Here is a 24430-nt window from a genome sequence, read left to right on the forward strand (position 1 = left end):
TGTCAGCGAAATCTAGCCATCTGAGAGAGGGGCTGACGTGATCAAGACCTTGGGATATGCGGCCTATAAGGCCAAGGAAGCGCTGGCGCCGTTCACGTTCGAGCGCCGTGACCCCCGTGACCACGATGTGGTCATCGACATCCAGTACTGCGGCATCTGCCATTCCGACGTGCACCAGGCGCGCGACGAATGGGGCGGCAGCGTATTCCCCATGGTGCCGGGGCACGAGATCGCCGGCATCGTCACGGCGGTGGGATCAGCGGTCACCAAATACAAGGTGGGTGACAAGGTCGGCGTCGGCTGCTTCGTCGACAGCTGCCGGCAGTGTGAGTATTGCCGTCAAGGGCTGGAGCAGTTCTGCGTCCAGGGGATGACCGGCACCTACAACGCCCTGGAGCGGGACGGCAAGACCTTGAGCCAGGGCGGCTATTCCGGCGCCATCGTGGTGGACGAGAACTACGTCCTGCGCATTCCGGATAACCTGCCCCTGGACGCCGCCGCCCCGCTGCTGTGCGCCGGCATCACCCTCTATTCTCCCCTGTCCCATTGGAAGGCGGGGCCGGGCAAGAAGGTGGCCATCGTCGGCATGGGCGGCCTGGGCCATATGGGCGTGAAGCTGGCCCATGCCATGGGTGCCGAGGTCACGGTGCTGAGCCAGTCGCTGCGCAAGCGGGACGACGGCCTGCGCCTGGGTGCCGACCATTTCCACGCGACCTCCGACGCGGAGACCTTCAAGAAGCTGCGCGGCACTTTCGATCTGATCATCAATACGGTGTCGGCACCCCTCGATTGGAACGCCTACCTGGGCCTGTTGAAGGTCGACGGCGCCCTGGTGGTGGTGGGCGTGCCGGAGGAGCAGGTGCCCGTCGGCGCCTTCTCGCTGATCATGGGGCGTCGCAGCCTGGCCGGTTCCCTGATCGGCGGCATCCAGGAAACGCAGGAGATGCTGGATTTCTGCGGCCAGCACAACATCACCAGCGATATCGAGACCATCGCCATCCAGCAGGTGAACGAGGCGTATGAGCGCGTCGTCGCCAGCGACGTCCGCTACCGTTTCGTTATCGATATGGCCTCGTTGAAGGGCGCCGAAGCGGCGTTCTGAGCTATCCCGCAGGATGATTCGGACGGGCGGCAGGGGCGACCTTGCCGCCCGTTTCGTTTTGTGAAATTGAATTTAAGCCGCTCGCGTCGCGGTCTGGTTGCCGGCCATCCCGACGCGGACTACGCTTGGGGCCATCCCTCGGGCTTGAAGCGGTGACGTCATGCGTCCTGGTATGCTTATCCTTGCCGGCGTGGCCGCCCTCCTGTCATCCGGGGCCTGGGCCCAGTCCACCGACAGCCCGGCCGCCGGCCCCGCCGCGGCGCCAGCCTTGAAGACAGACCAACTGCCGCGCGACATCATCATCACCCCGCGCGTGCTGCCGTCACCGGAGGAGGAGAAGGCGTACCACGATGCGGAATACGCTCGGCTGAAGGCGCTGTTCGGTCCGCCGGAGCTGCCACCCATTTCGCGGGGCGATGCCTTGAGCAGAAACGAATCCCTGAACACCGGCACCGTCGCCGGGCCCAAGGCGGTGAACTGCCCGGATATCGTCGCCTGCTACGCGCCGCCCCAGTAACGCTCAGTGCGGCATGTTACGCCGCAGCCAGCGGGCGGCGACGGCGACGACGCCGGCGCACACCGGCACGGCGATGGCCACGATGCGGCTGGTGGAGGGCCATCCCTCCGTTTCCGGTAGGCCGTGCATCACCTTTTCCACCAGGGACACCAAATAATAGGTGATGCCGACGATGGACAGGGCCTCCACCGCCTCCTGGATCCGGACATGCATGCGGGAATTACGGTCCAGTGAGGTCAGCAGGGTGGCGCTTTGGCTGGAGAGGCCAACGTCCACCCGGGTGCGCAGGCTGGCCTGGGCGCGTTCCATGCCGGCCGCCAGTTCGCCCTGCAGGCGATCGGCGGCCTCCACCGTGCGGATGCCGGGGCGCAGCCGCCGTTTCAGGAACAGGCCCACCCGCTGCAGGCCGGGGATGCGCTCCTCCCGCAGTTCCTCCAGCCGCTCGCTGACGATCTCGCCATAGGCCAGGCTGGCGCCGAAGCGCCAGCGGTTGCGGGTCACCAGGTGGCCGAGGTCGACGGCCAGGTCGGTCAGGCTGTCCAGGATGGCGCGGTCCTCGGCGGCGGTCTTGCTGTCGCGGATGCGGCTGACCGTACCCTCCAACCGGCGTTCCATCTCAGTCAGCACGGCCATGGTCTCCCGCGCCTGGGGGAAGGCGAGGAAGGCGGCGGCGCGATAGGTCTCGATTTCCAGGATGCGCTGCACCAGCCGGCCCAGCCTGTCCTCGGTCAGGCCCCAATTCTGGATCAGGGCGCGGCTGTACCCGTCGTCATCGATGTGGAAATCCAACGCCACCAGCGCCTCGCCGCCATTGACCACGGCACCAGCGCAACTGCCGGTGGGAAAGCGCGCCGTCAGGGTCCGGGGGGCGGGCAGACCATCCGCCTGTTCCACCTGGATATGAACGGCGGCCAGGCGGCGGGGGCCCAAGGGGCTGAACACTTCATCCAGTAGAGCTTCCACCGCCGGGCGCGTGTCGGCGCCGGCCTCGCCGCTGACCGCCACGCTGGTGCTGAGGAATTCGGTGTGGTGTTCCCACTTCACCTGCGCGGCCCGGCCGGCGATGGCGGTTTCGATGACGCCATAGCGTGGCGCCTCCGCCTCGGGAGAGGGTAGGGCGGCCAGTGCGGTCAGCAGGCGCCCGGCGCAGGCGGTCCCCTCCACCGGGGTGCAGAGGAAGGTCACATGGAAAATCTCCGCCGGGGCCCGCAGGGGCATGGCCATGCGGGAGTGCAACTCCTGCATCAACACGCTCCGCAATGGGTGATCCGCCCCGATGCCCATGATGCCCCGCCCCCAAATCCGATGCCGCCCGAACCGGTGGATCCTATCAATGTGGGGTGGTGAGGGCCAGGGGCGCGGCCATGTGACAGTGTGGAATTTTCCGGGGCCGAGGCCGGCTCCCGCGCGCGTCCGTCCGCGCGCCGCTTCACGCCCAAAGGCGATGCCGCCTTCGGGCGATCCGCTTAAGGCCCTTACGCGGCCTGGGGGCGCCCCTTGCTCAGGATCTCCAGGATTTCCGCGGCGGCGGTGGGGATGTTGGTGCCGGGGCCATAGATGGCGGCCGCACCTGCCTGGTACAGCATGTCGTAGTCCTGCGGCGGGATGACGCCGCCGCACACCACCAGGATGTCGCCCGCACCCTGGGCCTTCAGGCTGTCGATCAGGGCCGGCACCAGGGTCTTGTGTCCCGCCGCCTGCGACGACACGCCGATGACGTGCACGTCGTTCTCCACCGCCTGGCGGGCCGCCTCCTCCGGCGTCTGGAACAGCGGGCCGACGTCGACGTCGAAGCCGATGTCGGCGAAGGCGGTGGCGATGACCTTGGCGCCCCGGTCGTGGCCGTCCTGGCCCATCTTCACCACCAGCATGCGCGGCCGGCGGCCCTCCGCTTCCGCGAAGGTCTCCACATCCTTGCGGATGCGGGCGAAGCCCTCATCGCCATCGTAAGCCGAGCCATAAACCCCGCTGACGGAGCGGATGACGGCGCGGTGGCGGGTGAAGACCTTTTCCAGCGCGTCGCTGATTTCGCCCACCGTGGCGCGGGCGCGGGTGGCCTGGATCGCCAGATCCAGCAGGTTGCCGGTGCCATCGGCCGCACCCTGGGTCAGCGCTTCCAGTGCCGCCGTGACCGCCGCGTCGTCGCGGGTGGCGCGGATCTGCCGCAAGCGGGCGATCTGGGCCTCACGCACGGCGGTGTTGTCGATGTCCAGAACGTCGACCCGTTCCGGGTTCTGGGGGCGGTACTTGTTGACGCCGACCACCACTTCCTCGCCCCGGTCGATACGGGCCTGGCGGCGGGCCGCCGCCTCCTCGATCATCAGCTTGGGCAGGCCGCTGTCCACGGCCTTGGTCATGCCGCCCATGCCCTCCACCTGATCGATCAGCTTTTCTGCCTCGGCCACCAGGCTGTGGGTCAGGCTCTCCACGTAATAGCTGCCGCCCAGCGGGTCGACCACGTGGGGCACACCCGTTTCCTCGGCGATGATCAACTGGGTGTTGCGGGCGATGCGGGCGGAGAAGGGCGTGGGCAGGCCCAGCGCCTCGTCAAAGCTGTTGGTGTGCAGCGACTGCGTGCCGCCCAGCACGGCGGCCAAGGCCTCGATGGTGGTGCGCACCACGTTGTTGTAGGGGTCCTGCTCCGTCAGACTGACGCCCGAGGTCTGGCAGTGGGTGCGCAAGGCCAGCGAGCGCGGGTCCTGCGGATCGAAATGCTTCTTCATCAGCTTGGCCCACAGCAGGCGGGCGGCGCGCAGCTTCGCCACCTCCATGAAGAAGTTCATGCCGATGGCGAAGAAGAAGGACAGGCGCGGCGCGAACTGGTCGACCTTCAGGCCCTTGGACGCCGCCGCCCGCACATATTCCAGCCCGTCCGCCAGGGTGAAGGCCAGCTCCTGCACCGCCGTCGCCCCGGCTTCCTGCATGTGGTAGCCGCTGATGGAGATGGAGTTGAACTTGGGCATGTTCAGCGCCGTGTACTCAATGATGTCGGCCACGATGCGCATGCTGGGGGTGGGCGGGTAGATGTAGGTGTTGCGGACCATGAACTCCTTCAGGATGTCGTTCTGGATGGTGCCAGACAGCTTGTCCTGGGTGACGCCCTGCTCCTCCGCCGCCACGATGTAGCCGGCCAGCACGGGCAGCACGGCGCCGTTCATGGTCATGGACACGCTCATCTTGTCCAACGGGATGCCGTCGAACAGTGTCTTCATGTCCTCCACGCTGTCGATGGCCACACCGGCCTTGCCCACGTCACCCACCACCCGGGGGTGGTCGCTGTCATAACCACGATGGGTGGCCAGGTCGAAGGCGACCGACAGGCCCATCTGGCCGGCCGCCAGATTGGCCTTGTAGAAGCGGTTGCTTTCCTCCGCCGTGGAAAAGCCCGCGTACTGGCGGATGGTCCACGGCCGGTGGCTGTACATGGTGGCGCGGGGACCACGGGTATAGGGGGCGAAGCCTGGCAGGCTTTCCACCGCCAGACCTTCCAGGTCGGCCGCCGTGTAAAGCGGCTTCACCGCGATGCCTTCGGGCGTGGTGCGCACCAGTCCTTCGGCATCGGCACCGAATTCCTTGGCGGCCAGGCGCTGCCAATCGGCCAGGGTCTTTTGCGGGAAGTCGCTCATGATGGTCACTCGAACTCGATGATGATCTGGTCGACGGCCAGGGACGAACCCTTCTCGGCCGCGATCTTCTTGACGGTGCCGTCGGCTTCGGCGCGCAGGATGTTTTCCATCTTCATGGCCTCCACCACCGCCAGTTCCTGGCCGGCCTTGACCTCGTCGCCCACCGACACCGCCACGGTGACCAGCAGGCCCGGCATGGGCGACAGCAGGAACTTGGACATGTCCGGCTTGGCCTTGACCGGCATCAGGGCGGCGAACTCCGCCGCGCGGGCCGTCAGCACCTGGACCTCGATCTCCGCCCCGCCGTGGAACAGGCGATAGCCGATGCCGGTGCCGTCCACCTGCACCGCCAGGGCATGGCCGTCCACGGTGCCGGTCCACAGCGGCTGGCCGGGTTCCCATTCGTCGCCGCGCACCGCCAGCGTCTGGTCCCCCAGCGCCACGTCGTGCCCGCCATCCACGGCGGTGACCTCCACCGGGTGGTTGTCACGGCCGGCGCGCACCACCCAGGATGACGGCACCACGCGGTGGTGCCCCGGCATCTGGCCGGAAATGGTGGCGTCCCGCTCCACCCGGCGGCGGTGGATGCTGGCGGCCACGGCCAGCAGGCGGGTCAGCACCTCGGCCGGCAGTTCGCGGCCGTGGAAGCCGTCGGGGAATTCCTCGGCGATGAAGTTGGTCGTCAACCGGCCTTCGCCGAAGCGGCGCGACTCCACCAGTGCCGCCAGGAAGCTGATGTTGTGGCCCACGCCGCGAATCTGGAAGCGGTCCAGCGCGTCGCCCATGGCCGCGATGGCGGTGGCGCGGTCGGGGCCGTAGGTGATCAGCTTGGCGATCATGGGGTCGTAGAACATGCTGATCTCGCCGCCCTCATGGATGCCGGTATCCACGCGGACGACACTGCCGTCCTGGGCGCCCGGGCCCTCGGCCGGCGGGCGGTAGCGGGTGACGCGGCCGATGGACGGCAGGAAATTACGCGTCGGCTCCTCAGCGTAGACGCGGGATTCCAGGGCCCAGCCGGTGAGTTTCACGTCGTCCTGGGTCAGCGGCAGCTTTTCGCCCGCCGCCACGCGGATCATCAGTTCCACCAGGTCCAGGCCGGTGATCATCTCCGTCACCGGATGTTCCACCTGCAGGCGGGTATTCATCTCCAGGAAATAGAAGTTACGGTCCTTGTCGACGATGAACTCCACCGTGCCGGCGCTGCGGTACTGCACCGCCTGCGCCAGGGCCACGGCCTGCTCACCCATGGCCTTGCGCGTGGCCGCGTCCAGGAACGGGCTGGGCGCCTCCTCGATCACCTTCTGGTGGCGACGCTGGATGCTGCATTCACGCTCACCCAGATAGACGCAGTTCCCAAAGGCATCGGCCATCACCTGGATTTCGATGTGCCGGGGCTCGGTCACGTACTTCTCGATGAACACCCGGTCGTCGGCGAAGCTGGACCGCGCCTCGTTACTGGCGCTGCGGAAGCCTTCGCGCGTCTGGGTGTCGTCCCAGGCGACGCGCATGCCTTTGCCGCCGCCGCCAGCCGAGGCTTTGATCATCACCGGATAGCCGATGTCATGGGCGATGCGCACCGCCTCCTCATCGTCCTTGATGACGCCCAGATAGCCGGGCACGGTGCTGACGCCGGCGGCCTTGGCCAGCTTCTTGGACTCGATCTTGTCGCCCATGGCGCCGATGGCGTGGACGTCGGGCCCGATGAAGGCGATGCCGGCGGCCTTGAGCGCTTCGCAAAACGCGGCCTTTTCCGACAGGAAGCCATAGCCGGGGTGCACGGCCTCGGCACCGGTGTCCAGGCAGGCCTGGATGATGCGGTCGGCCACCAGGTAACTCTGGGCGGAGGGTGCCGGGCCGATGGCCACGGCCTCGTCCGCCATCTGAACGTGCAGGGCGCCGGCGTCAGCCTCGGAATACACGGCCACCGTCTTGATGCCCATGCGGCGCGCCGTCTTGATGACCCGGCAGGCGATTTCGCCCCGGTTGGCGATCAGGATTTTGGAGAACATCGCGGGTCAGGCCCCCAGAGCGGCTGTTTCAGAGCGGCAGGTTGTCGTGCTTCTTCCAAGGGTTCTCCAGCGTCTTGTTCTTCAGCATGGAGAACGCCTTGATCAGGCGGCGGCGGGTGTTGTGCGGCATGATGATGTCATCGATGTAGCCGCGCGACGCCGCGACGAAGGGATTGGCGAACTTGGCGCGGTATTCCTCCGTCCGGGCGTCGATCTTGGCGGGGTCGCCGATGTCGCCGCGGAAGATGATCTCGACGGCGCCTTTGGGACCCATCACCGCGATTTCGGCTGACGGCCAGGCGTAGTTGACGTCGCCGCGGAGGTGCTTGGACGCCATCACGTCATAGGCGCCGCCATAGGCTTTGCGCGTGATCAGGGTGACCTTGGGCACCGTCGCCTCGCCGTAGGCGAACAGCAGCTTGGCGCCATGCTTGATGATGCCATTGTATTCCTGAGACGTGCCGGGCAGGAATCCCGGCACGTCCACCAGGGTGCAGAGGGGGATGTTGAAGGCGTCGCAGAACCGCACGAAGCGCGCCGCCTTGACGGAGCTGTCGATGTCCAGGCAGCCGGCCAGGACCAGCGGCTGGTTGGCGACGAAACCCACGGTCGACCCGTTCAGACGGCCAAAGCCGATGATGATGTTCCGGGCGTAGTCCGCCTGCAACTCGAAGAAGTCACCCTCATCCACGACCTTCAGGATCAACTCCTTCATGTCGTAGGGCTTGTTCGGGTTGGCCGGCACCAGGGTGTCCAGCGACGGCTCCGGCCGGTCGATGGGGTCGGCGGTGACGCGGGCGGGCGGCTGTTCCCGGTTGGACAGCGGCAGGAAGTCGAAGAACCGGCGGGTGTGCAGCAGCGCCTCGACATCGTTGTTGAAGGCGAGATCGGCCACGCCGGATTTGGCGGTGTGGGTCACGGCCCCGCCCAGTTCCTCCGCCGTCACCACCTCGTGCGTCACCGTCTTCACCACGTCCGGGCCGGTGACGAACATGTAGCTGCTGTCCTTCACCATGAAGATGAAGTCGGTCATGGCCGGGCTGTAGACGGCGCCGCCGGCGCAGGGCCCCATGATCAACGACAGCTGCGGCACGACACCGGAGGCCAGCACGTTGCGCTGGAACACCTCGGCATAGCCGCCCAGGCTGGCGACACCTTCCTGGATGCGGGCGCCGCCGCTGTCATTCAGGCCGATGACCGGGGCGCCCACTTTCATCGCCTGGTCCATGACTTTGCAGATCTTCTCCGCGTGCGCTTCCGACAGCGACCCGCCGAAGACGGTGAAATCCTGGCTGAAGACGAAGACCAGGCGGCCATTGATGGTCCCGTGGCCGGTGACGACGCCGTCGCCCGGCACCTTCTGCTCCGCCATGCCGAAATCGGCGCAGCGGTGCTCCACGAACATGTCCCATTCCTCGAAGGAACCGGTGTCCAGCAACAGCTCCAGCCGTTCGCGCGCCGTCAGCTTGCCCTTGGCATGCTGGGCCGCCACGCGCTTTTCGCCACCGCCCGCCCGGGCGCCCTGGCGTTTGGCTTCAAGGGTTTCAATGACCGTGAGCGTCAACGCCCGTCTCCTGACCGGTTATGGCGGCACCTTAGCGGTGGCGATTGGTGGCTTCTGCTGGGGCGGGGCAAAGGCGTGACGGGGCCCGCCCGCCCCGATTGACAGCTGCGATGTTTGCAAACACTGTGATCCCAGTTCAAGCGGATGCCACGCGAAATCGTGCGACGCCGGGCCGGTTATTTTGTAAATTTTGTGAAGACATAGGGTGGATCGGCGGTCATGGCGGGCAAGATTTTCGCGGGCGAACGGGTGCGGCGGCTGCGTCAGCAGCGGGGCATGGCGCTGTCCGCCCTGGCGCGGGCCAGCCACCTGTCGATGAGCTATCTAAGCCAGATCGAGAACAATCAACGTCCCCTCAGCATCGCGGCCCTGGGCGCCATCTCCGCCGTCTTCGGGGTGGAACCGCGCCATTTCGCCGATGACCGTGACTTGCGGCTTGGCAGCGAACTGCGTGAGGTGCTGGGCGATCCCCTGTTCGCCGACGATGGCTCGGGCTTGAGCGCCATCAGCGACGCCGTGCGCGCCGCCCCCGGCATCGCCAGCCAGTTCATCAAGCTCTATCGCGCCTACCAGCATTTGATGGAGGAGGGGGCGCGCCATCGCCTGGACCAGGATTTCGAAGCCGCCGGGGCGGAGGCGGGGGGCACCGCCCCCTTCCCCTACGACGACGTGCGTGATTTCGTGCAGAGCAAGCGCAACCACTTCGCCGCCTTGGACGTGGCCGCGGAAACCCTGTTTGAAAACCAGGGTTTCGCCTCCACCCGTCTATTGGAAGATCTGATCGACTATCTGCGCGACCAGCACGCCGTGACCTGCGCCGTATCGGCGGCGCTGGGAAACGAAGGGGTGCTGTGGCGCTATGATCCGGGATCCCGCCAGCTGCACCTGGCGGAAAGCGCGCCGCGCGAAAGCCGCATCTTCTTCCTGGCGCAGCAGATCGGCCGCATGCAATTCGCCCCCCTGATCGAAGAGGAGGTGCGCAAGGCGCCGCTGGGCAGTCCGGAGGCGCGCGCCCTGGCCTACACCGGCCTGGCCAACTATTTCGCCGGCGCCCTGATCCTGCCCTATGGTCGCTTCCTCACGCAGGCGCGCCTGGTGCGCCATGATATCGAGCGGCTGCAGCACCATTTCGGCACCAGTTTCGAGCAGGTGTGCCACCGGCTCAGCACCATGCAGCGGCCGGGCAATGCCGGCATCCCGTTCTATTTCCTGAAGGTCGACCGGGCGGGTAACATCTTCAAGCGCAGCAGCGCCACCCGGTTCCAGTTCGCCCGCTTCGGCGGCGCCTGCCCCCTGTGGAACGTGCATGAGGCCTTCGCCCAGCCGGGCCGCATCCTGGTGCAGGTGGCGCGCACGCCGGACGGCATCACCTATCTCTGCATCGCCCGGACCGTCACCATGACCGGCGGCGGCCACCTGTCCCGCCCGCGCGAGGCGGCGCTGGGCCTGGGCTGCGAGATCAGCCATGCGGCGGATCTGGTCTATTCCGCCGGTCTGGATTTGCAGAACCAGGAGACGGCGGTACCGATCGGCTCCAGCTGCAAGGTCTGCGACCGCGACGACTGCCGCCACCGCGCCTTCCCCTCCATCGGGCGCGGACTTGCCATCGCGGGCCACGAGCGTCACGTCGTGCCGTTCAGCATGACGCCGGCGGGGGTGAAGTAGCCCCAGGGGGGGCGTCTCGGGCTATCCAGGAAGTCAGCCTTCCGGTTCGGCCCGTTCCACTTCCCAGCTGACGGCGTAGACGTAGGGTTCCAGGCTGAGGCGTCCCACCATCTGTTCCAGCGCCGCGTCGTTGCGGGAGGGGGAGACCGCCTTGGCGGTCACGTCGACCTTGGTGGTCTCCGGCACGTCCTGACTGTCGATGCGGCGCAGGCCCAGCCCCCCGTGGGTCAGGGCGTGCATGAGCAGGGACCGGATGTGCGCCTCCTCCGCCCCCTTGCAGGTGACGGAGACGGTGTAGTGCGTCTCCACATCCACGGCCACCAGGATGCGCCGGTTCATGCGGCGTACCAGCGGGCGCAGGATCAGGTTGGTGACCACCACGAAACCCGCCGCCGCCAGGCTGGGCAGCAGATAGCCGCCACCGGCGAAGGTGCCCACCATGGCGGAGCACCACAATGTCGCGGCGGTGTTCAGCCCATGGACGTTCACGCCCTCGCGCAGGATGACGCCGGCGCCCAGGAAGCCGATGCCCGACACCACCTGGGCGGCCACGCGGGTGGGGTCGCCCTGGCCCACCATGGCGGAGAAGATGACGAAGCCGGCGGAACCCAGGGCCACCAGGGCGTTGGTGCGCAGGCCGGCCATCTTCTGGTGCAACTGGCGCTCAAAGCCGATGGTCGAACCCAGGGCCAGGGCCGTGGCCAGGCGGAGCACCACCTCCAGCGGGTTCGTCAGATCGCCTATCATCCTTGTCTTCTCTTTATCTTTGGGACGCGGGCCGGACGGCGCGCCGGGGCGCTAACAGGCGGTGTCGTTTATGACCGCCGCCGGTCTATAAGACAAGCGCCGGGGAGGGGGCTGGTGCCGTTGCGACGATGTGGCAAAGCGCGGACGCGCGCCCCATATCGATGGTGATTTGAGCGGAGACGGGCGGCGGTGAGCCGCCACCGGAAAGGAGCTTGGGGCATGGGTGACTACGAGGTCGTGCGCACGGACGAGGAATGGCGCCAGTTGCTGACACCGGAACAGTACGCCGTCATGCGCGGCCACGGCACCGAGCGGCCGGGCAGCTGCGCCCTGAACCATGAGAAGCGGCCGGGCCTGTTCTCCTGCGCCGGTTGCGGCCAGCCGCTGTTCCAGTCCACCCGCAAGTTCGAGAGCGGCACCGGCTGGCCCAGCTTCAACGATCCCGTGGAGGGTTCCGTCGCCACCACGGTGGATCGCAGCCACGGCATGGTGCGGACCGAGGTCCACTGCGCCCGCTGCGGTAGCCACCTGGGGCATGTCTTCCCCGATGGGCCGCCGCCGACGCACCAGCGTTATTGCATCAACGGCGTGGCCATGAACTTCGAGGCCGATTGAGGCCGGCGGGGCGAGAAGGACCTCAGTGCCGGCCCAACTTGGCCGCGGCGGGGCCGGCGGCGGTGACCACCTGGTCGGCGCACTTGTCCAGGGTGTTCTCCTGGCAGGTCACCTCGCTGAAGCCCAGGGTCTGGCCCTGGACTGAGGTGAAGCGGATGGGGAAGGCCAGCTTGTAGTGGATTCCGGCGCGCGCGGCGGCCGTGGGGCTCTGCACCACCACCACCAGGGCGTTGGCCCTTCCGCCGCCGCTGAGCACGAAGGCGTCGCTGCGCCCGAAGGCCTGGGCGACGCTGGCGGCCAGGGTGACGGTCACGCCGTCATCGCCGTTGCGCACCACCTCGACCTCCGTTGGCGCGCCGGCATGGGCCGTGAGGGGAAGGCTGGCAAGCGACAGCGCCGCCGCCGCGATCCTGGAAATTGAGCGCACCGCTACCCCCATCCAAAAAGCTTTGCCGAAGATCCACCGGTGATCATGCCGCCGGTGAAGTGCTTGTTATCGGCCGTCATATGATCTCCGCGCCCCGAAGGCAACGTGCCTCGGACGGGCGCCTACCGTATAGCCTATGGCCTTACGTCGATTGCCGGATAAAGGTGCCAGACTGTAAAAGAAAAGGCGTATGAACCGGTTAGGTCGCCGGGTCGCGGTCCCGGCGGGGAAGCGGTTGCGCAAATGCGGATGGCCTGTGGGCTGCGGGGTCCGCTTCGGGGGTACGAACATGGCGTTGGTTAAGACCTCACGGCTGGCAGGGGTAAAAGGCAGGGCGCGTGGCCAGGCCCCCAGTCAGACGGCGGAGCAGCCGACCGCCCCGATCCCGGGGGCCCCGACGCCCAAGCGCCCTCGGCGCCCGGTGGCCGCCACCCGACAGACCGTGACGGAGCGGGTCGCCGCGGCAACCGAGGAACTGGCCAGCGGCGTGGCCGAGGCGGCGGCGGCGGCCGAGGAATTGCGCCGGTCCATGGAGCAGATTTCCGCCGCGGCGGAGGAGGCGGCCAGCGCCAGCCACGAATCGTTGGCGGCGGTGGTGGCCATGGCGTCCGCCTTCGCGCAGTCACGCGGGCGGGCGGACCAGTCCCGCACCCGCACCCTGAGCCTGCAGACCCAGCTGACCGAGGCGGCGACCCTGATCGAGGCGTCGGTGGCGGCCGTGATGGCCAGTGCCGAGCGGCAACTGAAATCGGTCGAGGTGGTGGTCACCCTGGAACAGCATGCCGGCGCGGTCGGCGACATCACGCGGGTGGTGGCCGACATTTCGGACCAGACCGGACTGCTGGCGCTGAACGCCGCTATCGAGGCGGCCCGGGCCGGGGACCATGGCCGGGGGTTCGCCGTGGTGGCGGACGAGGTGCGCGCCTTGGCGGAGGCGTCGGAAAAGCGATCCCATGACGTGCAGACCCTGGCCGATGCCATCATTGATGAAGTGCGGGTGATCGCCGCCCGGATCCGCGCCGCCGCCGCCGCCGCGAAGGCCGAGGCGGCGGCGGCCCGCGCGGTATCGGGGCAGTTGGCCATCATGCGTGCCGACCTGGCGGAACTGGTGGACGGCGCGCAGGACATTCTGATGGCCACGGTGGAGGCGGACGCCGCCGCGCGAGAGGCCCAGAAGGCGGCCGAATCCGTCTCCAGCGCGGCGGAGGAACAGGCGGCCGCCGCGGCGGAAGCCCAGCGTTCCATCGCGCAGCAGAGCGAGGCGCTGGACCAGAGCCGGCAGACGGCCGAGGCCCTGGCCGAACTGTCCGAGGGGTTGCGCGAGGATGACCGCCGCGCCACGCTGGCGGAAGAGGTCGGCGCGTCGGCGGAGCAGTTGTCGGCCGCCGTGCAGCAGCTGGCGGGGGCGGCGGGGGAAATCCTGATCGCCATCAACCAGATCAATCGCGGCGCGCAGATGCAGGCGGCGGCCACCCAGGAGTCCGGCGCCGCCATGGCCCAGATGCAGCGGGCGGCCCAGTCCACCGGGGAGATCGCGGCCAGGGCGTTGGACGGGGTGGAGCGTGCGCTGGCCCGCCTGCGGGAAAGCCGGGGGGTGGTGATCCGGTTGACCACCGGGGTCAGTGACGCCCTGGTTGAAACCCGCGCGGTGATCGGCCTGGTCGGCACGCTGGAGGATACGGGCCGGCGCATGGAGAAGATCGTCGACGCTATCGCCATCCTGGCGGTGCAGACCACCATGCTAGCGGTCAGCGGCTCGGTCGAGGCGGCGCGGACGGGCGACCAGGGGCAGGGGTTCGCCGTCGTGTCCACCGACATTCGCGCGCTGGCCAGGGAATCGGCTGAAAACGCGGACCGGGCCAAGGATCTGGTGCGGGTGCTGCAAAACCAGGTGAATTACGTCCGCCGCGACCTGGAACAGATCGTCGTCGTGACGGAAGCCGAGGTCCAGAAGAACAAGGAAATCAACGTCCGGCTGGGGACTGTGGAGCAGGGTGCCGACGATCTGCGCGCCATCAGCGTCGAAATCGCCAGCGGCGCCGGGGCGATCGCCAACACGGTGCGGGACGTGCAGTCCGGTGTTGAACAGATCGCCCAGGCGGCGGAGCTTGCGGGTGCCGCCGCCATCCAGGCGGCCACCGCCGCCCGGCAGCAATCGCGCGGGGCGGAGGATTTGGCCGCCGCCATCGAGGAGATCGCCTCCCTGGCCGATGAACTTCAGAAGTCCGGGGGCTGAGGTGGGGCCGGGGCCCGGCATGGGCCGGCAAAAGGTTCTGACCTTCCGCATCGGCGCCACCCGACTGGCCGCCGCCGCCGGTGACGTGACCGAGGTGTTCCGCCGTATGAAGGTCACCCGCGTGCCCCATGCGCCGTCCGGCCTGATGGGGGTGACCAACGTGCGCGGCGCCGTGGTGCCGGTCGTCTCCCTGGCCCGCCTGATGGGCGGTCAGGAGGCACCGGTCACGGCCGCGTCGCGCGTTCTGCTGTTGCAGGCGGGCGAGCCGGTGGCCGTGTCCGTGGACGAGGTGGGGGCCCTGGTCACGCTGGAGGCGGACGCGAGTGGTGGCCCGGTGGCGCCCGGCACCCTTTACGCCGATTGCGACGGCGCCACGCGCCTGCTGGACCTCGCGGCGTTGCTTCGACGTGATTTCGCTGGCCTGGCCAAGGGCGGCGGGGCCGGGACCGGGGGCCGGGCTACGCCGCCCGCCGCCGTGCGGGCCAAGGACGAGCGGGCGTTCCTGAGTTTTGAGTTGGCGGGCCAGGATTACGCCCTGCCCTTGGCGGAGGTGGGGGAAGCCATCACCGTGCCGGATCATCTGGCCACACTTCCCCGCACGGATGAGGCCATGGTGGGCGTGGTGACCCTGCGCGGCACCCTGCTGCCCATCGTTTCGCTGCGCGTGTTGCTGGGTCTTGGCCGGGGGGGCATGGATGCCCGCGCGCGGGTCATCGTCGCCCATATCGGCAACGCCCGCGTGGGCTTGCTGGTGGATCGCCTCAACGCCATTCTGCGCGTGCCGGCCACCAGCGTCGGCGCCGTACCGGCACTGCTGAACCGCGGCCGGGGGGAGGCCCAGATCGGGGCCATCTGTCGGCTGCCCGATGGGCGCGGGCTGGTTTCCATCCTGTCCGGCGAGCGGCTGTTCCGGGAGGACGGCATGGCCCGCATCCTGTCGGACGGCCGGCGGGCGGAAGAGGGCGATGAAAGGTCAGCCGACATGACGGACCGGCATCAGGACGCGGCGGGGGAGCGGATCGTCGTCTTCCGATTGGGGGACGAGGAATATGGCCTGCCCATCGACGCGGTCGAGGAAGTGGTGCGCCTGCCCGACACGCTGACCCGCTTGCCCCGGGCGCCCGCGTTCATCGAGGGGGTCATGAACCTGCGCGGCCAGGTGCTGCCGGTCATTGACCAGCGTGGACGCTTCGGCATCGACGGCGCGGGGGCGGCCCGTCGCCGGCGCGTGATCGTCACCCGTGTCAACGGCACGCTGGCGGGGTTCGCCGTCGACGCCGTGTCGGAGATTCTGCGCCTGCCCGCCGACCGGGTGCGGGAAACGCCGGGCCTGGCGGCGGCGGACGGGGCCCCCCTGTTCGACCGTATCGCCAACCTGGAGACGGCCGACGGGGTGGGCCGCATGATCTTGCTGATCCAGCCGCAGGCGCTGCTGGATCAGGCGGAGCGCGATCTGTTGGCGGCGCTTGACGACACGCTGGGCGGGGCGGAGGGCGCCCCCGGTTCGGCGGCGCCGTGATCCGTCTTCTGATCGTCGATGACAGCGCGCTGATCCGCCGCCTTCTGGGTGACCTGTTCACCGCCACCGGCGATTTCGAGGTGGCGCTCGCCCGCGACGGGGTGGAGGCGCTGGCGCAGGTGCGGGAGTTCAAGCCGGACGTGGTCACCCTGGACGTCAACATGCCCCAGATGGATGGGCTGACCTGCCTGGATCAGATCATGGTGGAGCGCCCGTGCCCCGTCGTCATGGTGTCGTCGCTGACCGAGGCCGGGGCCGAGGTGACGCTGGAGGCCTTGGCGCTGGGCGCGGTTGATTTCATCCAGAAGCCGGATGGCGCCATCTCGCTGAAGATGGATCAATTGGGACCCAGCCTGGTGGAGAAGGTGCGGGTGGCGGCGACCGCGCGCCTGCGCCGGTCCCATCGCTTGACGGAGCGGGTGCGGCGCCAGGGAGGAGGCCTGGCCGCCAAACCCACGCGTGTTCGCGCCCTAACGGATGTCGCCGTCGAGGGAAGCGAGGGGGCTGCCGTGGGGAAGCGGGCACCGCCCGGCTTGGTGATCGTGGGATGCTCCACCGGCGGTCCGCCGGCGCTGGACGCCCTGTTGACGGGCCTTCCAGCGGCTTTCCCCTGGCCCGTCCTGGTGGCGCAGCACATGCCGGCCAGCTTCACCGGCCCCCTGGCCCGCCGGCTGGACGGCTTGTGCGCCCTGACGGTGCGGGAGGTGACACGGCCGACGCGCATCGAGGCCGGCCACGTCTATATCGGCAAGGGGGATGCCGATCTGGTGATGGGCATGCGGCCTGCCGGCCTGATGGCCTTGCCGGTGCCAGCCAAGGCCGAGTATCGCTGGCACCCCAGCGTCGACCGGCTGGTCGAGAGCGCGTTGGGCTTGGTCGACCCCCGCCGCCTGGTGGGGGTGCTGATGACGGGCATGGGCTATGATGGGGCCGAGTTCATGACCCGCATGCGTGACGGCGGCGGCCGCACCATCGCCGAGGCCGAGGAGACGGCGGTGGTCTGGGGCATGCCGGGGGAACTGGTCCGGCGGGGCGGGGCGGACTGCGTGACGCCGCTGGATCAGATCGCTGGCCAGCTCGTTCGCCTGGTGGAGGGCCGATGACCCGTCGCCGCGCCCCGCCGCGCCCACCACCGCAGGCCGGGCAACCGCCCTTGCTCAGCGCCACCGATCTGGGCCGGTTTTGCGAGTTCCTGTACGTGCGCACCGGCATGCAGTTCGGCGAGAGCAAACGCTATTACATCGACCGCCGGCTGGCGGGCCGCATGGCGGCCATCGGTGCCGCCACCTTCGCCGACTACTTCGCCCGGCTGCGGGCGGATGCCAGCGAAATCGAGCGGCTGATCAACAGCTTCACGATCAACGAGACGTATTTCTACCGCGAGGACCGTCAGCTGCTGAGCATGAGCCGCGACCTGTTGCCGGAAGTCGTCGCCACCCGGGGGGCCGGTGACAAGATCCGCATCTGGTCACTGCCGTGCTCGACAGGGGAGGAGCCGTACTCGATCGCGCTCTGGCTGCTGGAAAATTGGCGGCTGGTGGATGCCTATCATGTGGAAATCGTCGGTTCCGACATCGATACCCAAGCCTTGGCGGAGGCGCGTCTCGGGCGCTACTCCGTCAGGGCGCTGGCCCACCTGCCGGAGGAGCTGGTGCGGGACTACTTCGAACCGCTGCCGGGTGGCGTCCGTGGCGCCGACTTCGAACTGATCCAGGACCTTCGGGAATCGGTCAGCTTCACCACCGCCAATCTGGTGGATGCCGAAACCTTGGCCATCCATGGGGCGTTCGACATCATCTTTTGCCGTAACCTACTGATTTATTTTGATGATGCGTCCCGTCACGTCGCGGTCGACAATCTTTATGATCGCTTGGCGCCGGGCGGCTTCCTGTGTCTCGGGCATTCGGAATCGCTGGCGCGCCTGACCGACCGGTTCGAGGTGCGGCGGTTCGAGGATGCCGTCATCTATCAGCGGCCCCGGGATAGCAGGGCGGGCGGGCGCAAGGATGGGGGCGGCCCCCATGGATGAGCTTCTGGAACAATTCCTGGTCGAAGGCCCGGAGCAGGTGCAGCAGGCGAGCGACGCCCTGCTGGCATTGGAGGACACCCCCGACGATGCCGGCCTGATCGACCAGGCCTTCCGCGCCATCCATACGCTGAAGGGATCGGTGGGGTTGTTCGACCTGCCGGCCATGGGCCAGGTGCTGCACGTGGCGGAGGACCTGTTGGGGGCCTGGCGCGATGGCCGCCTGCCTCTGTCGCGCCCAGGAGTGGATGCCCTGATCTCCGCCACCGCCCAGACGGAGCGCTGGCTTGGGGCCTTGGCGGCGACGTCGGGCGCGCTGCCGGCCGACGCGGGCGAGGCGGCGGCCCACCTGGTGGGACGGCTGCGCCGCTTCCTGGGCGATGATGGCCCCGCCGCCTCAGTTGGCACGACGCTCCCGGCGGACACCGCCTGGATCGAGGATCTGTTTCGGACGCGGGGATTGGACCCGGCGCGCCATCCCACGCTGACGGCCCTGCGCTACGCGCCGGACCCGGGCTGCTATTTCCGGGGGGAGGATCCCATCGCCTTGGTTCGCCGGGTCCCTGGCCTGGTCGCCTTGCGCATCGGCCGGGCGGGTGATGCCGTCGCCCCGCCGGATGACGTGTACGACCCCTATGCCTGCGACCTGGTGGTGGAGATATTGTCCAACGCCGCGCCGGACGCGGTCAGGGCGCCCTTCCGTTTCATGCCCGACCAGATCCAAGTGGTCGCCTGGTCACCCCCTCCGGCTGTCCTGGCGGCCGTCGCCCCCCCGGCCCCAATGATCGCGGATACGGTGGGCCGCACCCTGCGCGTGGATTCAGGGCGGATCGATGCCCTGGCGGAACTGGTGGATGAACTGGTCGTCACCAAGAACGCCCTGTCCGATCTGGTCGCTCAGATGACAGGCCCGGCGGTGGGCGCCGCCACAGGGGGGGGGGAGGCTGCGGTCCGCAGCCTGGGCGACCGGCAGGCCGCCCTGGATCGGCTGGTGGGCCGTCTGCATCGCACGGTCATGGGCATCCGGCTGGTGCCCCTGCTGCCCCTGTTGCGCCGCTTTCCCCGGATGGTGCGGGAAATGGCGACGGCACTGGGCAAGGAGGTCGACCTCGCCGTCGAGGGCCAGGACGTCCAGGTCGACAAGGGCGTCGTTGAGGGGTTGTTCGAGCCGCTGACCCATCTCCTGCGCAATGCCGTCGACCACGGCATCGAGCTGGCCACGGAGCGGACGGCCCAGGGCAAGCCCGTCCGGTCGCGGATCGTTTTGCGGGCCCGGCGCGAGGACGACCAGGTGGTCATCGAGGTGACGGACGATGGTCGGGGCATGGATCCCGCCCGCATTCGGCGGGCGGCGGCTGAGCGGGGCCTGATGCCCGCCCGCGCCCTTGACGCCCTGCCCGACGATCAGGTTCTGGACCTGGTGTTTCGCCCCGGCTTCTCCACCGCGGCGGCGGTCACGGACCTCTCGGGCCGCGGGGTCGGCATGGATGCCATGCGCGCCGCCGTCGGGCGGCTGGGGGGCAGCGTCGGCATCGACAGCACGCCTGGGCAGGGAACGACGGTGCGCCTGGTTCTGCCGCTCAATCTGGTGCTGGCCCGGGTCATGGTCGTGTCCGTGAATGGTGAGCGCTATGGCATTCCCATGGACGGGATCGTGGAGACGACCCGCGTGGCGGGGGACCATATCCGTCCCATCCGCGCCGGCCGCGCGTTCGTGCTGCGCGACGCCGTGCTGCCTTTGCTGGCGCTGGCCGACCTGTTGGGTCTTCAGTCTGGGACGGCGGCGCCCAGTATGCCGGAAGGCGGCGACGCGCGGCGGGCGGTGGTCGTGCGCGTGGGCGGGGAACGGGTGGCGGTGGAGGTTGACGCCTTCATCGGCCGCCGGGATGTCGTCCTGCGCCCGATGACGGGATTGCTCCGCGCCATGCCCGGCCTTCTGGGCACAACTCTTTTGGGGGATGGGCAGGTGCTGATGGTTCTGGATGTCCCCGGCCTGATCGACGCCATCCCCGGCCCGTCGAGGGAAGCTGAATCATGACCGTGGTGGTGGAAAATGATTTCATCCGGCTGGAGGGGGCATGCGCCGCCGAGGACGCAGAAACCCTGGTATCAGCCCTGCAAGGGGCGGCTGATCCCATAGTTGACGTCAGCCGATGCCTTCATCTCCATGGCGCGGTGGTGCAGGTATTGCTCGCCTTCCGGCCATCTGTACGCGGTATGGCCGAGGATATATTTCTCCGGGACTGGGTCATACCCCATTTGGTGGCAGACTGATAAGTCTTTCGCGGGTGAGATTATTGGCGCGCCCCTATACATAGCAGGGAGCCGGCAGTATATGTGGAACCCGATGACTTGCCGGAAAAGACAATTGGCGGATTGGACGACTTGGGTGGGATGGGTCAAATGGGTACTACGGTTTTAATCGTCGACGACAGCAAGCTGGCGCGCATCGTCGTGGCCAAGGCCATCGCGGCGTTGCAGCCCGGCTGGGCCAGGGTCGAGGCGAGCAACGCGGATGAGGCGCTGGCCGTCCTGCGCGATGGCAAGGTCGATCTGGCCATTTTGGATTTCAACATGCCTGGCCGCAACGGCCTGGAACTGGCGGAGCAAATGCGACACCGCTATCCTGACATGCCCATCGCCTTGGCCACCGCCAATGTGCAGGACGAGGTGATCGCCCGCGCCCGGGCCGCCAACACCACCTTCGTCAGCAAACCCATCACCGAGGAGGGAATTCGCGATTTCCTGACCGGCGCAGCGTTGAAGCTGCGCGCGGTGCACGGATGACCTTCGCGCCCTACGCCCTTGAGGACCTGGAGACCGATGCGCTGACCGAGTTGGTCAACATCGGTGTGAGCCGTGCCGCCGTCAGCTTGCGCAAGATGGTCGGCAGTCAGGTGACGCTCTCCGTTCCGTCGGTGGAGGTGGTGGGGCGGCGCGCGGCGGTCACCCTGATCCGGGAGCGTGAAAGCGACCAGCTGGTGGCCGTGCGGCAGGATTTCAGCGGCGCGTTCAGCGGCCGCGCGCTGCTCATCTTTCCCGAGGCCAATAGCCTGGAACTGGTGCGCGCCGTCACGCATGACGAACTGTCCGGCCAGGAGATTGTGGACATCGAGGAGGAGGCGTTGGCGGAGACGGGCAACGTCGTCCTCAATGGCTGCCTGGCCACCATGGCCAACATCCTGCAGCGGCCTCTGGCCATGTCGCTACCCCAGGTCATGAAGGGGGATGGCCAGATTCTGTTCGAATTGTCAGAGGAACCGGACGACAATGGCGTCGTCCTGTTCCTCTACATCAATTTCGCGATCAGCGGCCGCGACATCCGCGGGTATATCGCCATGCTGATGGATCTGCCGTCGCTGCGTTCGCTGAAGGAACTGATCGGTGAGTTCATCGCGCGGGTGGTGGGCGCGGGTGGTGGGGACGGATGATGATGCGCGGTGACCGGCGATGCCGCCAAGGCGGTTGGGGGACACGGGCATGAGCGGCCGGGCGGAGGCTGTGGTCATGGGGGTGGAGCGAGGTGGCGTGCCGCCTGAGATACGCGCATTGTGCGGCCCTTTACTGGACACCTTGATCCAGTCCGGCATGCCCTTGACCGTGACCGATCATCGCCGCCCCGGCGAACCGTTGGTTTTCGCCAATCCAGCCTTCGAGCGCCTGATCGGCTGCGGCTTCGCCGAGCTGGTGGACCTTCCGTTCGGCTTTCTGGCGGCCGCCGATGCCGACCCCGGCATCCTCGCGGGGATAGAGGAGGCGCTGTCCGCCGACAGGCCGCTGACCGCCGACCTGCGCGTGGTACGCAAGGATGGCAGCGTGTTCTGGGATCGGCTGCGCTTGACCCCCGTGGTTGACTCCCTGGGGGCCACGCCCTTCTTCCTCTGGACCCATTGCGACCAGACGTTGGAACTGGCCCGCGCGGAGGTGGAGGCCGAGCTGGCCGCCAGTCGTCAGGCCCTGACCAATGCCCGGGAAAGGGCCCGCTTGGCCCAGGCGGTGGGCGGCACCGCAGGGGCCTGGGAGTGGGATGTCGCGACAGGGCGGTTCTACGCCGATGCCCGTTTCGCGGAGCTTTACGGCCTCGACCCCGTGGCTGCCGGCAACGGCCTGGGCACGGACGCGTTCTTCGAATCCATCCATGCCGATGATCGCATGCGCATCCGCATCGCCGTGGCGGGCGTGATGCATGGCGCCGACATTTTTTCCAAGGACTATCGCGTCGTGGGGCGCGACGGGACGGTGCGCTGGGTGTCCGCCCGGGGCGGCGCCGACCGTACCGCCGACGGCGGCGTCCATCGGTTCCGGGGCGTTCTGGCCGATATCACCGAACAGAAGCGGGTCGAGGAACAGCTGCGCGTCGCCCAGACCGCTGGCGGCGTCGGCACCTTTGAGTACGTCAGCGGCTTCGGTACCGTATCGGTATCGGAACAGTTCTGCCGCCTGTTGGGTCTGCACCCTACCCGGGCGTTGCCGGTGCGCACGGTCAACGCCGTGGTGCACCCCGACGACGCCCCCCTGATCGCCAGTCTGGACGGAAGCAATCCCGGCGAGCCCTATCGGGAATTCCGGATCGTGCGTCCCGACACCGGACAAATCCGTTGGCTGGCCCAGCGCGGGGAGCATCGCCGCGATGGCAAACGGGACCGTGACGGTGGTCAAGGGGCCGGTGGGCTTGGTGGTGGCGTCCGGGCGGGAAGCCGCTTCATCGGCGTCATCTACGACATCACCGCGTCCAAGGACGCGGAGGAGAAGCTGCGCCTGTTCGCCGAAACGCTGGAGGCGCGGGTGGAGGAACGGACGCGGGAGCGTGACCGTGTCTGGAACAATTCCCGCGACCTGTTGGTGATCATTGGCGCGGACGGCGTCTGCCGGGCCGTCAGCCCGTCCTGGACCGCCATCCTGGGCTATGACGTCAACGAGATCGTCGGTCGCCAGATCCAGGATTTCGTCCATGAGGAAGAGGTGGAGACGACGGCCGAGGCGTTGAAGGGCGCGATCCATGACCAGAACCTGACGAATTTCGAAAACCGCCAACTGCATAAGGATGGCGGCACGCGCTGGATTTCCTGGAACACCTCCAAGGAAGGGGATCTGGTCTACGCGTACGGCCGCGACATCACCGAGGACAAGCAGCGGGCGGACACGCTGCGCCAGACGGAAGAGCAATTGCGCCAGGCCCAGAAGATGGAGGCCGTGGGCCAGTTGACCGGCGGTTTGGCGCATGACTTCAACAACATGCTGATGGGTGTCATCGGTGGCCTGGACATCGTGCGCCGGCGCATCGCCCAGGGCCGTCTGAACGATTTGGACCGATTCATGGACGCGTCCATGGCGTCCGCCCAGCGGGCCGCGGCGTTGACCCACCGGCTGCTGGCCTTCTCCCGTCGACAGACGCTGGACCCCAAGCCCATCGACATCAACGACTTGGTGATGTCGATGGAGGACCTGCTGCGCCGGACCCTGGGTGAGCAGATCGAGCTGCGCGTCACCATGGCGGAAAACCTGGCGGCGGCGCGCAGCGACGTGAACCAGCTGGAGAGCGCCATCCTGAACCTGGCGATCAATGCCCGCGACGCCATGCCGGATGGCGGCATCCTGACCATAGAGACCGGCCGCGCCACTCTGGATCGGGCTTATACCATCCGGCATGATGGCCTGTCGGCCGGCGACTACGTTATGATCCGGGTCAGTGACACCGGCATGGGCATGCCGCCCGACGTGGTGGCCAAGGCCTTCGATCCCTTCTTCACCACCAAACCCATCGGCCAGGGCACCGGCCTGGGTCTGTCGATGATTTACGGCTTCGTCAAGCAGACGGGCGGCCATGTGCGCATCGACAGCGAACCCTGGCGCGGAACGGCCATCACCATGTACCTGCCGTGTGACGGGGGCGAAAGCATGGTGGATGGTAGCCTGATCGGTACCGGGGAGACGCCGGAAGGGGCGGGGGAGATCGTCCTGGTGGTGGAAGATGACGAATCCGTGCGCTTGCTGGTCCTCGATGTGCTGCAGGAGTTGGGCTACACCGCCCTGCACGCGGCGGAGGGACGCGCGGCGCTGAATGTCATCGAATCCTCCAGCCAGATCGACCTGCTGATCACCGATGTGGGCCTGCCTGGCCTGAACGGCCGCCAGCTGGCGGAAATCGCCCGCCGGCGGCGGCCCGACTTGCCGGTGCTGTTCGTCACCGGCTACGCCGCCAACGCCGTCGTCCGGGGTGATTTCCTGGATGAGGGCATGGACATGGTGATGAAGCCCTTCGCCATGGATGAATTGGCGGCCAAGATCCGGGGCATCCTGGAAAATCGCCATAAGGAGCGGGTGGGCGCGACACCCTTATAGCGCGCGCAAAAATAATAAGATGATCGCGAAGA

19 protein-coding genes are annotated in these 24430 nt (G+C 67.9%); 13 read left to right on the forward strand and 6 right to left on the reverse strand.

Features of this window, described 5'->3' with window-relative positions; genetic code table 11:
• Positions 1–37: 37 nt before the first annotated feature.
• Together FHS74_RS08535 and FHS74_RS08540 are read left to right on the forward strand one after the other, a co-directional pair.
• Positions 38–1102: an alcohol dehydrogenase catalytic domain-containing protein gene (locus tag FHS74_RS08535; protein WP_184799450.1), complete on the forward strand. Its 1065-nt coding sequence runs from the start codon at positions 38–40 to the stop codon at positions 1100–1102.
• Between the two features lie 172 nt (positions 1103–1274).
• Complete coding sequence (locus FHS74_RS08540; RefSeq protein ID WP_184799452.1) at positions 1275–1619, forward strand: hypothetical protein; 345 nt, start codon at positions 1275–1277, stop codon at positions 1617–1619.
• A 3-nt stretch (positions 1620–1622) separates the two neighbouring features.
• On the opposite strand, the gene FHS74_RS08545 is transcribed toward FHS74_RS08540, so the two are convergent.
• The 4 genes from FHS74_RS08545 to FHS74_RS08560 all read right to left on the reverse strand — a co-directional run bounded on the left by FHS74_RS08545 (position 1623) and on the right by FHS74_RS08560 (position 8821).
• The gene (locus tag FHS74_RS08545; protein WP_281384628.1) at positions 1623–2903 is read right to left on the reverse strand and encodes a DUF3422 domain-containing protein; all 1281 of its coding nucleotides are present in this window, start codon (positions 2901–2903) and stop codon (positions 1623–1625) included.
• A 191-nt stretch (positions 2904–3094) separates the two neighbouring features.
• On the reverse strand, positions 3095–5245 hold the full coding sequence (gene scpA / locus FHS74_RS08550; protein WP_184799456.1) for a methylmalonyl-CoA mutase: 2151 nt from the start codon (positions 5243–5245) through the stop codon (positions 3095–3097).
• 5 nt (positions 5246–5250) lie between these two features.
• Positions 5251–7257, reverse strand: coding sequence for an acetyl-CoA carboxylase biotin carboxylase subunit (locus FHS74_RS08555; RefSeq protein WP_184799458.1), 2007 nt, complete (start codon positions 7255–7257; stop codon positions 5251–5253).
• Positions 7258–7285: 28 nt separating this feature from the next.
• On the reverse strand, positions 7286–8821 hold the full coding sequence (locus FHS74_RS08560; protein ID WP_184799460.1) for an acyl-CoA carboxylase subunit beta: 1536 nt from the start codon (positions 8819–8821) through the stop codon (positions 7286–7288).
• 219 nt (positions 8822–9040) lie between these two features.
• On the opposite strand from FHS74_RS08560, the gene FHS74_RS08565 reads away from it, so the two are divergent.
• Positions 9041–10486 (forward strand): helix-turn-helix domain-containing protein, encoded by a 1446-nt coding sequence (locus FHS74_RS08565; RefSeq protein WP_184799462.1) that lies wholly within the window; start codon positions 9041–9043, stop codon positions 10484–10486.
• A 33-nt stretch (positions 10487–10519) separates the two neighbouring features.
• Here FHS74_RS08565 and FHS74_RS08570 read toward each other — a convergent pair whose 3' ends face one another.
• Positions 10520–11233: an MgtC/SapB family protein gene (locus tag FHS74_RS08570; protein WP_184799464.1), complete on the reverse strand. Its 714-nt coding sequence runs from the start codon at positions 11231–11233 to the stop codon at positions 10520–10522.
• A gap of 219 nt (positions 11234–11452) precedes the next feature.
• Between FHS74_RS08570 and msrB the strand changes: the two genes are divergently transcribed.
• Positions 11453–11848: a peptide-methionine (R)-S-oxide reductase MsrB gene (msrB, locus tag FHS74_RS08575; RefSeq protein WP_184799466.1), complete on the forward strand. Its 396-nt coding sequence runs from the start codon at positions 11453–11455 to the stop codon at positions 11846–11848.
• 22 nt (positions 11849–11870) lie between these two features.
• On the opposite strand, the gene FHS74_RS08580 is transcribed toward msrB, so the two are convergent.
• On the reverse strand, positions 11871–12275 hold the full coding sequence (locus FHS74_RS08580; protein WP_184799468.1) for a hypothetical protein: 405 nt from the start codon (positions 12273–12275) through the stop codon (positions 11871–11873).
• A gap of 421 nt (positions 12276–12696) precedes the next feature.
• On the opposite strand from FHS74_RS08580, the gene FHS74_RS08585 reads away from it, so the two are divergent.
• The 9 genes from FHS74_RS08585 to FHS74_RS08625 all read left to right on the forward strand — a co-directional run bounded on the left by FHS74_RS08585 (position 12697) and on the right by FHS74_RS08625 (position 24398).
• Entirely contained in the window at positions 12697–14511 is a 1815-nt protein-coding gene (locus FHS74_RS08585) for a methyl-accepting chemotaxis protein (RefSeq protein ID WP_211106186.1), read from the forward strand.
• Positions 14512–14530: 19 nt separating this feature from the next.
• Complete coding sequence (locus tag FHS74_RS08590) at positions 14531–16030, forward strand: chemotaxis protein CheW (protein WP_184799472.1); 1500 nt, start codon at positions 14531–14533, stop codon at positions 16028–16030.
• On the forward strand, positions 16027–17133 hold the full coding sequence (gene cheB, locus FHS74_RS08595; protein ID WP_184799474.1) for a chemotaxis-specific protein-glutamate methyltransferase CheB: 1107 nt from the start codon (positions 16027–16029) through the stop codon (positions 17131–17133). The genes FHS74_RS08590 and cheB overlap by 4 nt, the downstream gene beginning before the upstream one ends.
• Positions 17130–18059, forward strand: coding sequence for a CheR family methyltransferase (locus tag FHS74_RS08600; protein WP_184799476.1), 930 nt, complete (start codon positions 17130–17132; stop codon positions 18057–18059). Before cheB ends, FHS74_RS08600 begins: the two co-directional genes overlap by 4 nt.
• Positions 18052–20094 carry a chemotaxis protein CheA gene (locus FHS74_RS08605; protein ID WP_184799478.1) on the forward strand — a complete coding sequence of 681 codons (2043 nt, stop codon included), beginning with the start codon at positions 18052–18054 and terminating at the stop codon, positions 20092–20094. The genes FHS74_RS08600 and FHS74_RS08605 overlap by 8 nt, the downstream gene beginning before the upstream one ends.
• The gene (locus tag FHS74_RS08610) at positions 20091–20330 is read left to right on the forward strand and encodes a hypothetical protein (protein WP_184799480.1); all 240 of its coding nucleotides are present in this window, start codon (positions 20091–20093) and stop codon (positions 20328–20330) included. The genes FHS74_RS08605 and FHS74_RS08610 overlap by 4 nt, the downstream gene beginning before the upstream one ends.
• 129 nt (positions 20331–20459) lie before the next feature.
• Entirely contained in the window at positions 20460–20843 is a 384-nt protein-coding gene (locus FHS74_RS08615) for a response regulator (protein WP_184799481.1), read from the forward strand.
• Entirely contained in the window at positions 20840–21487 is a 648-nt protein-coding gene (locus FHS74_RS08620; protein WP_184799482.1) for a chemotaxis protein CheX, read from the forward strand. The genes FHS74_RS08615 and FHS74_RS08620 overlap by 4 nt, the downstream gene beginning before the upstream one ends.
• A gap of 49 nt (positions 21488–21536) precedes the next feature.
• Positions 21537–24398, forward strand: a complete 2862-nt coding sequence (locus FHS74_RS08625; RefSeq protein ID WP_184799483.1) for a hybrid sensor histidine kinase/response regulator — start codon at positions 21537–21539, stop codon at positions 24396–24398.
• The last annotated feature ends 32 nt before the right edge of the window (positions 24399–24430 follow it).

The organism is Nitrospirillum iridis, assembly GCF_014205765.1.
In the GTDB taxonomy this organism is placed as follows: domain Bacteria; phylum Pseudomonadota; class Alphaproteobacteria; order Azospirillales; family Azospirillaceae; genus Nitrospirillum; species Nitrospirillum iridis.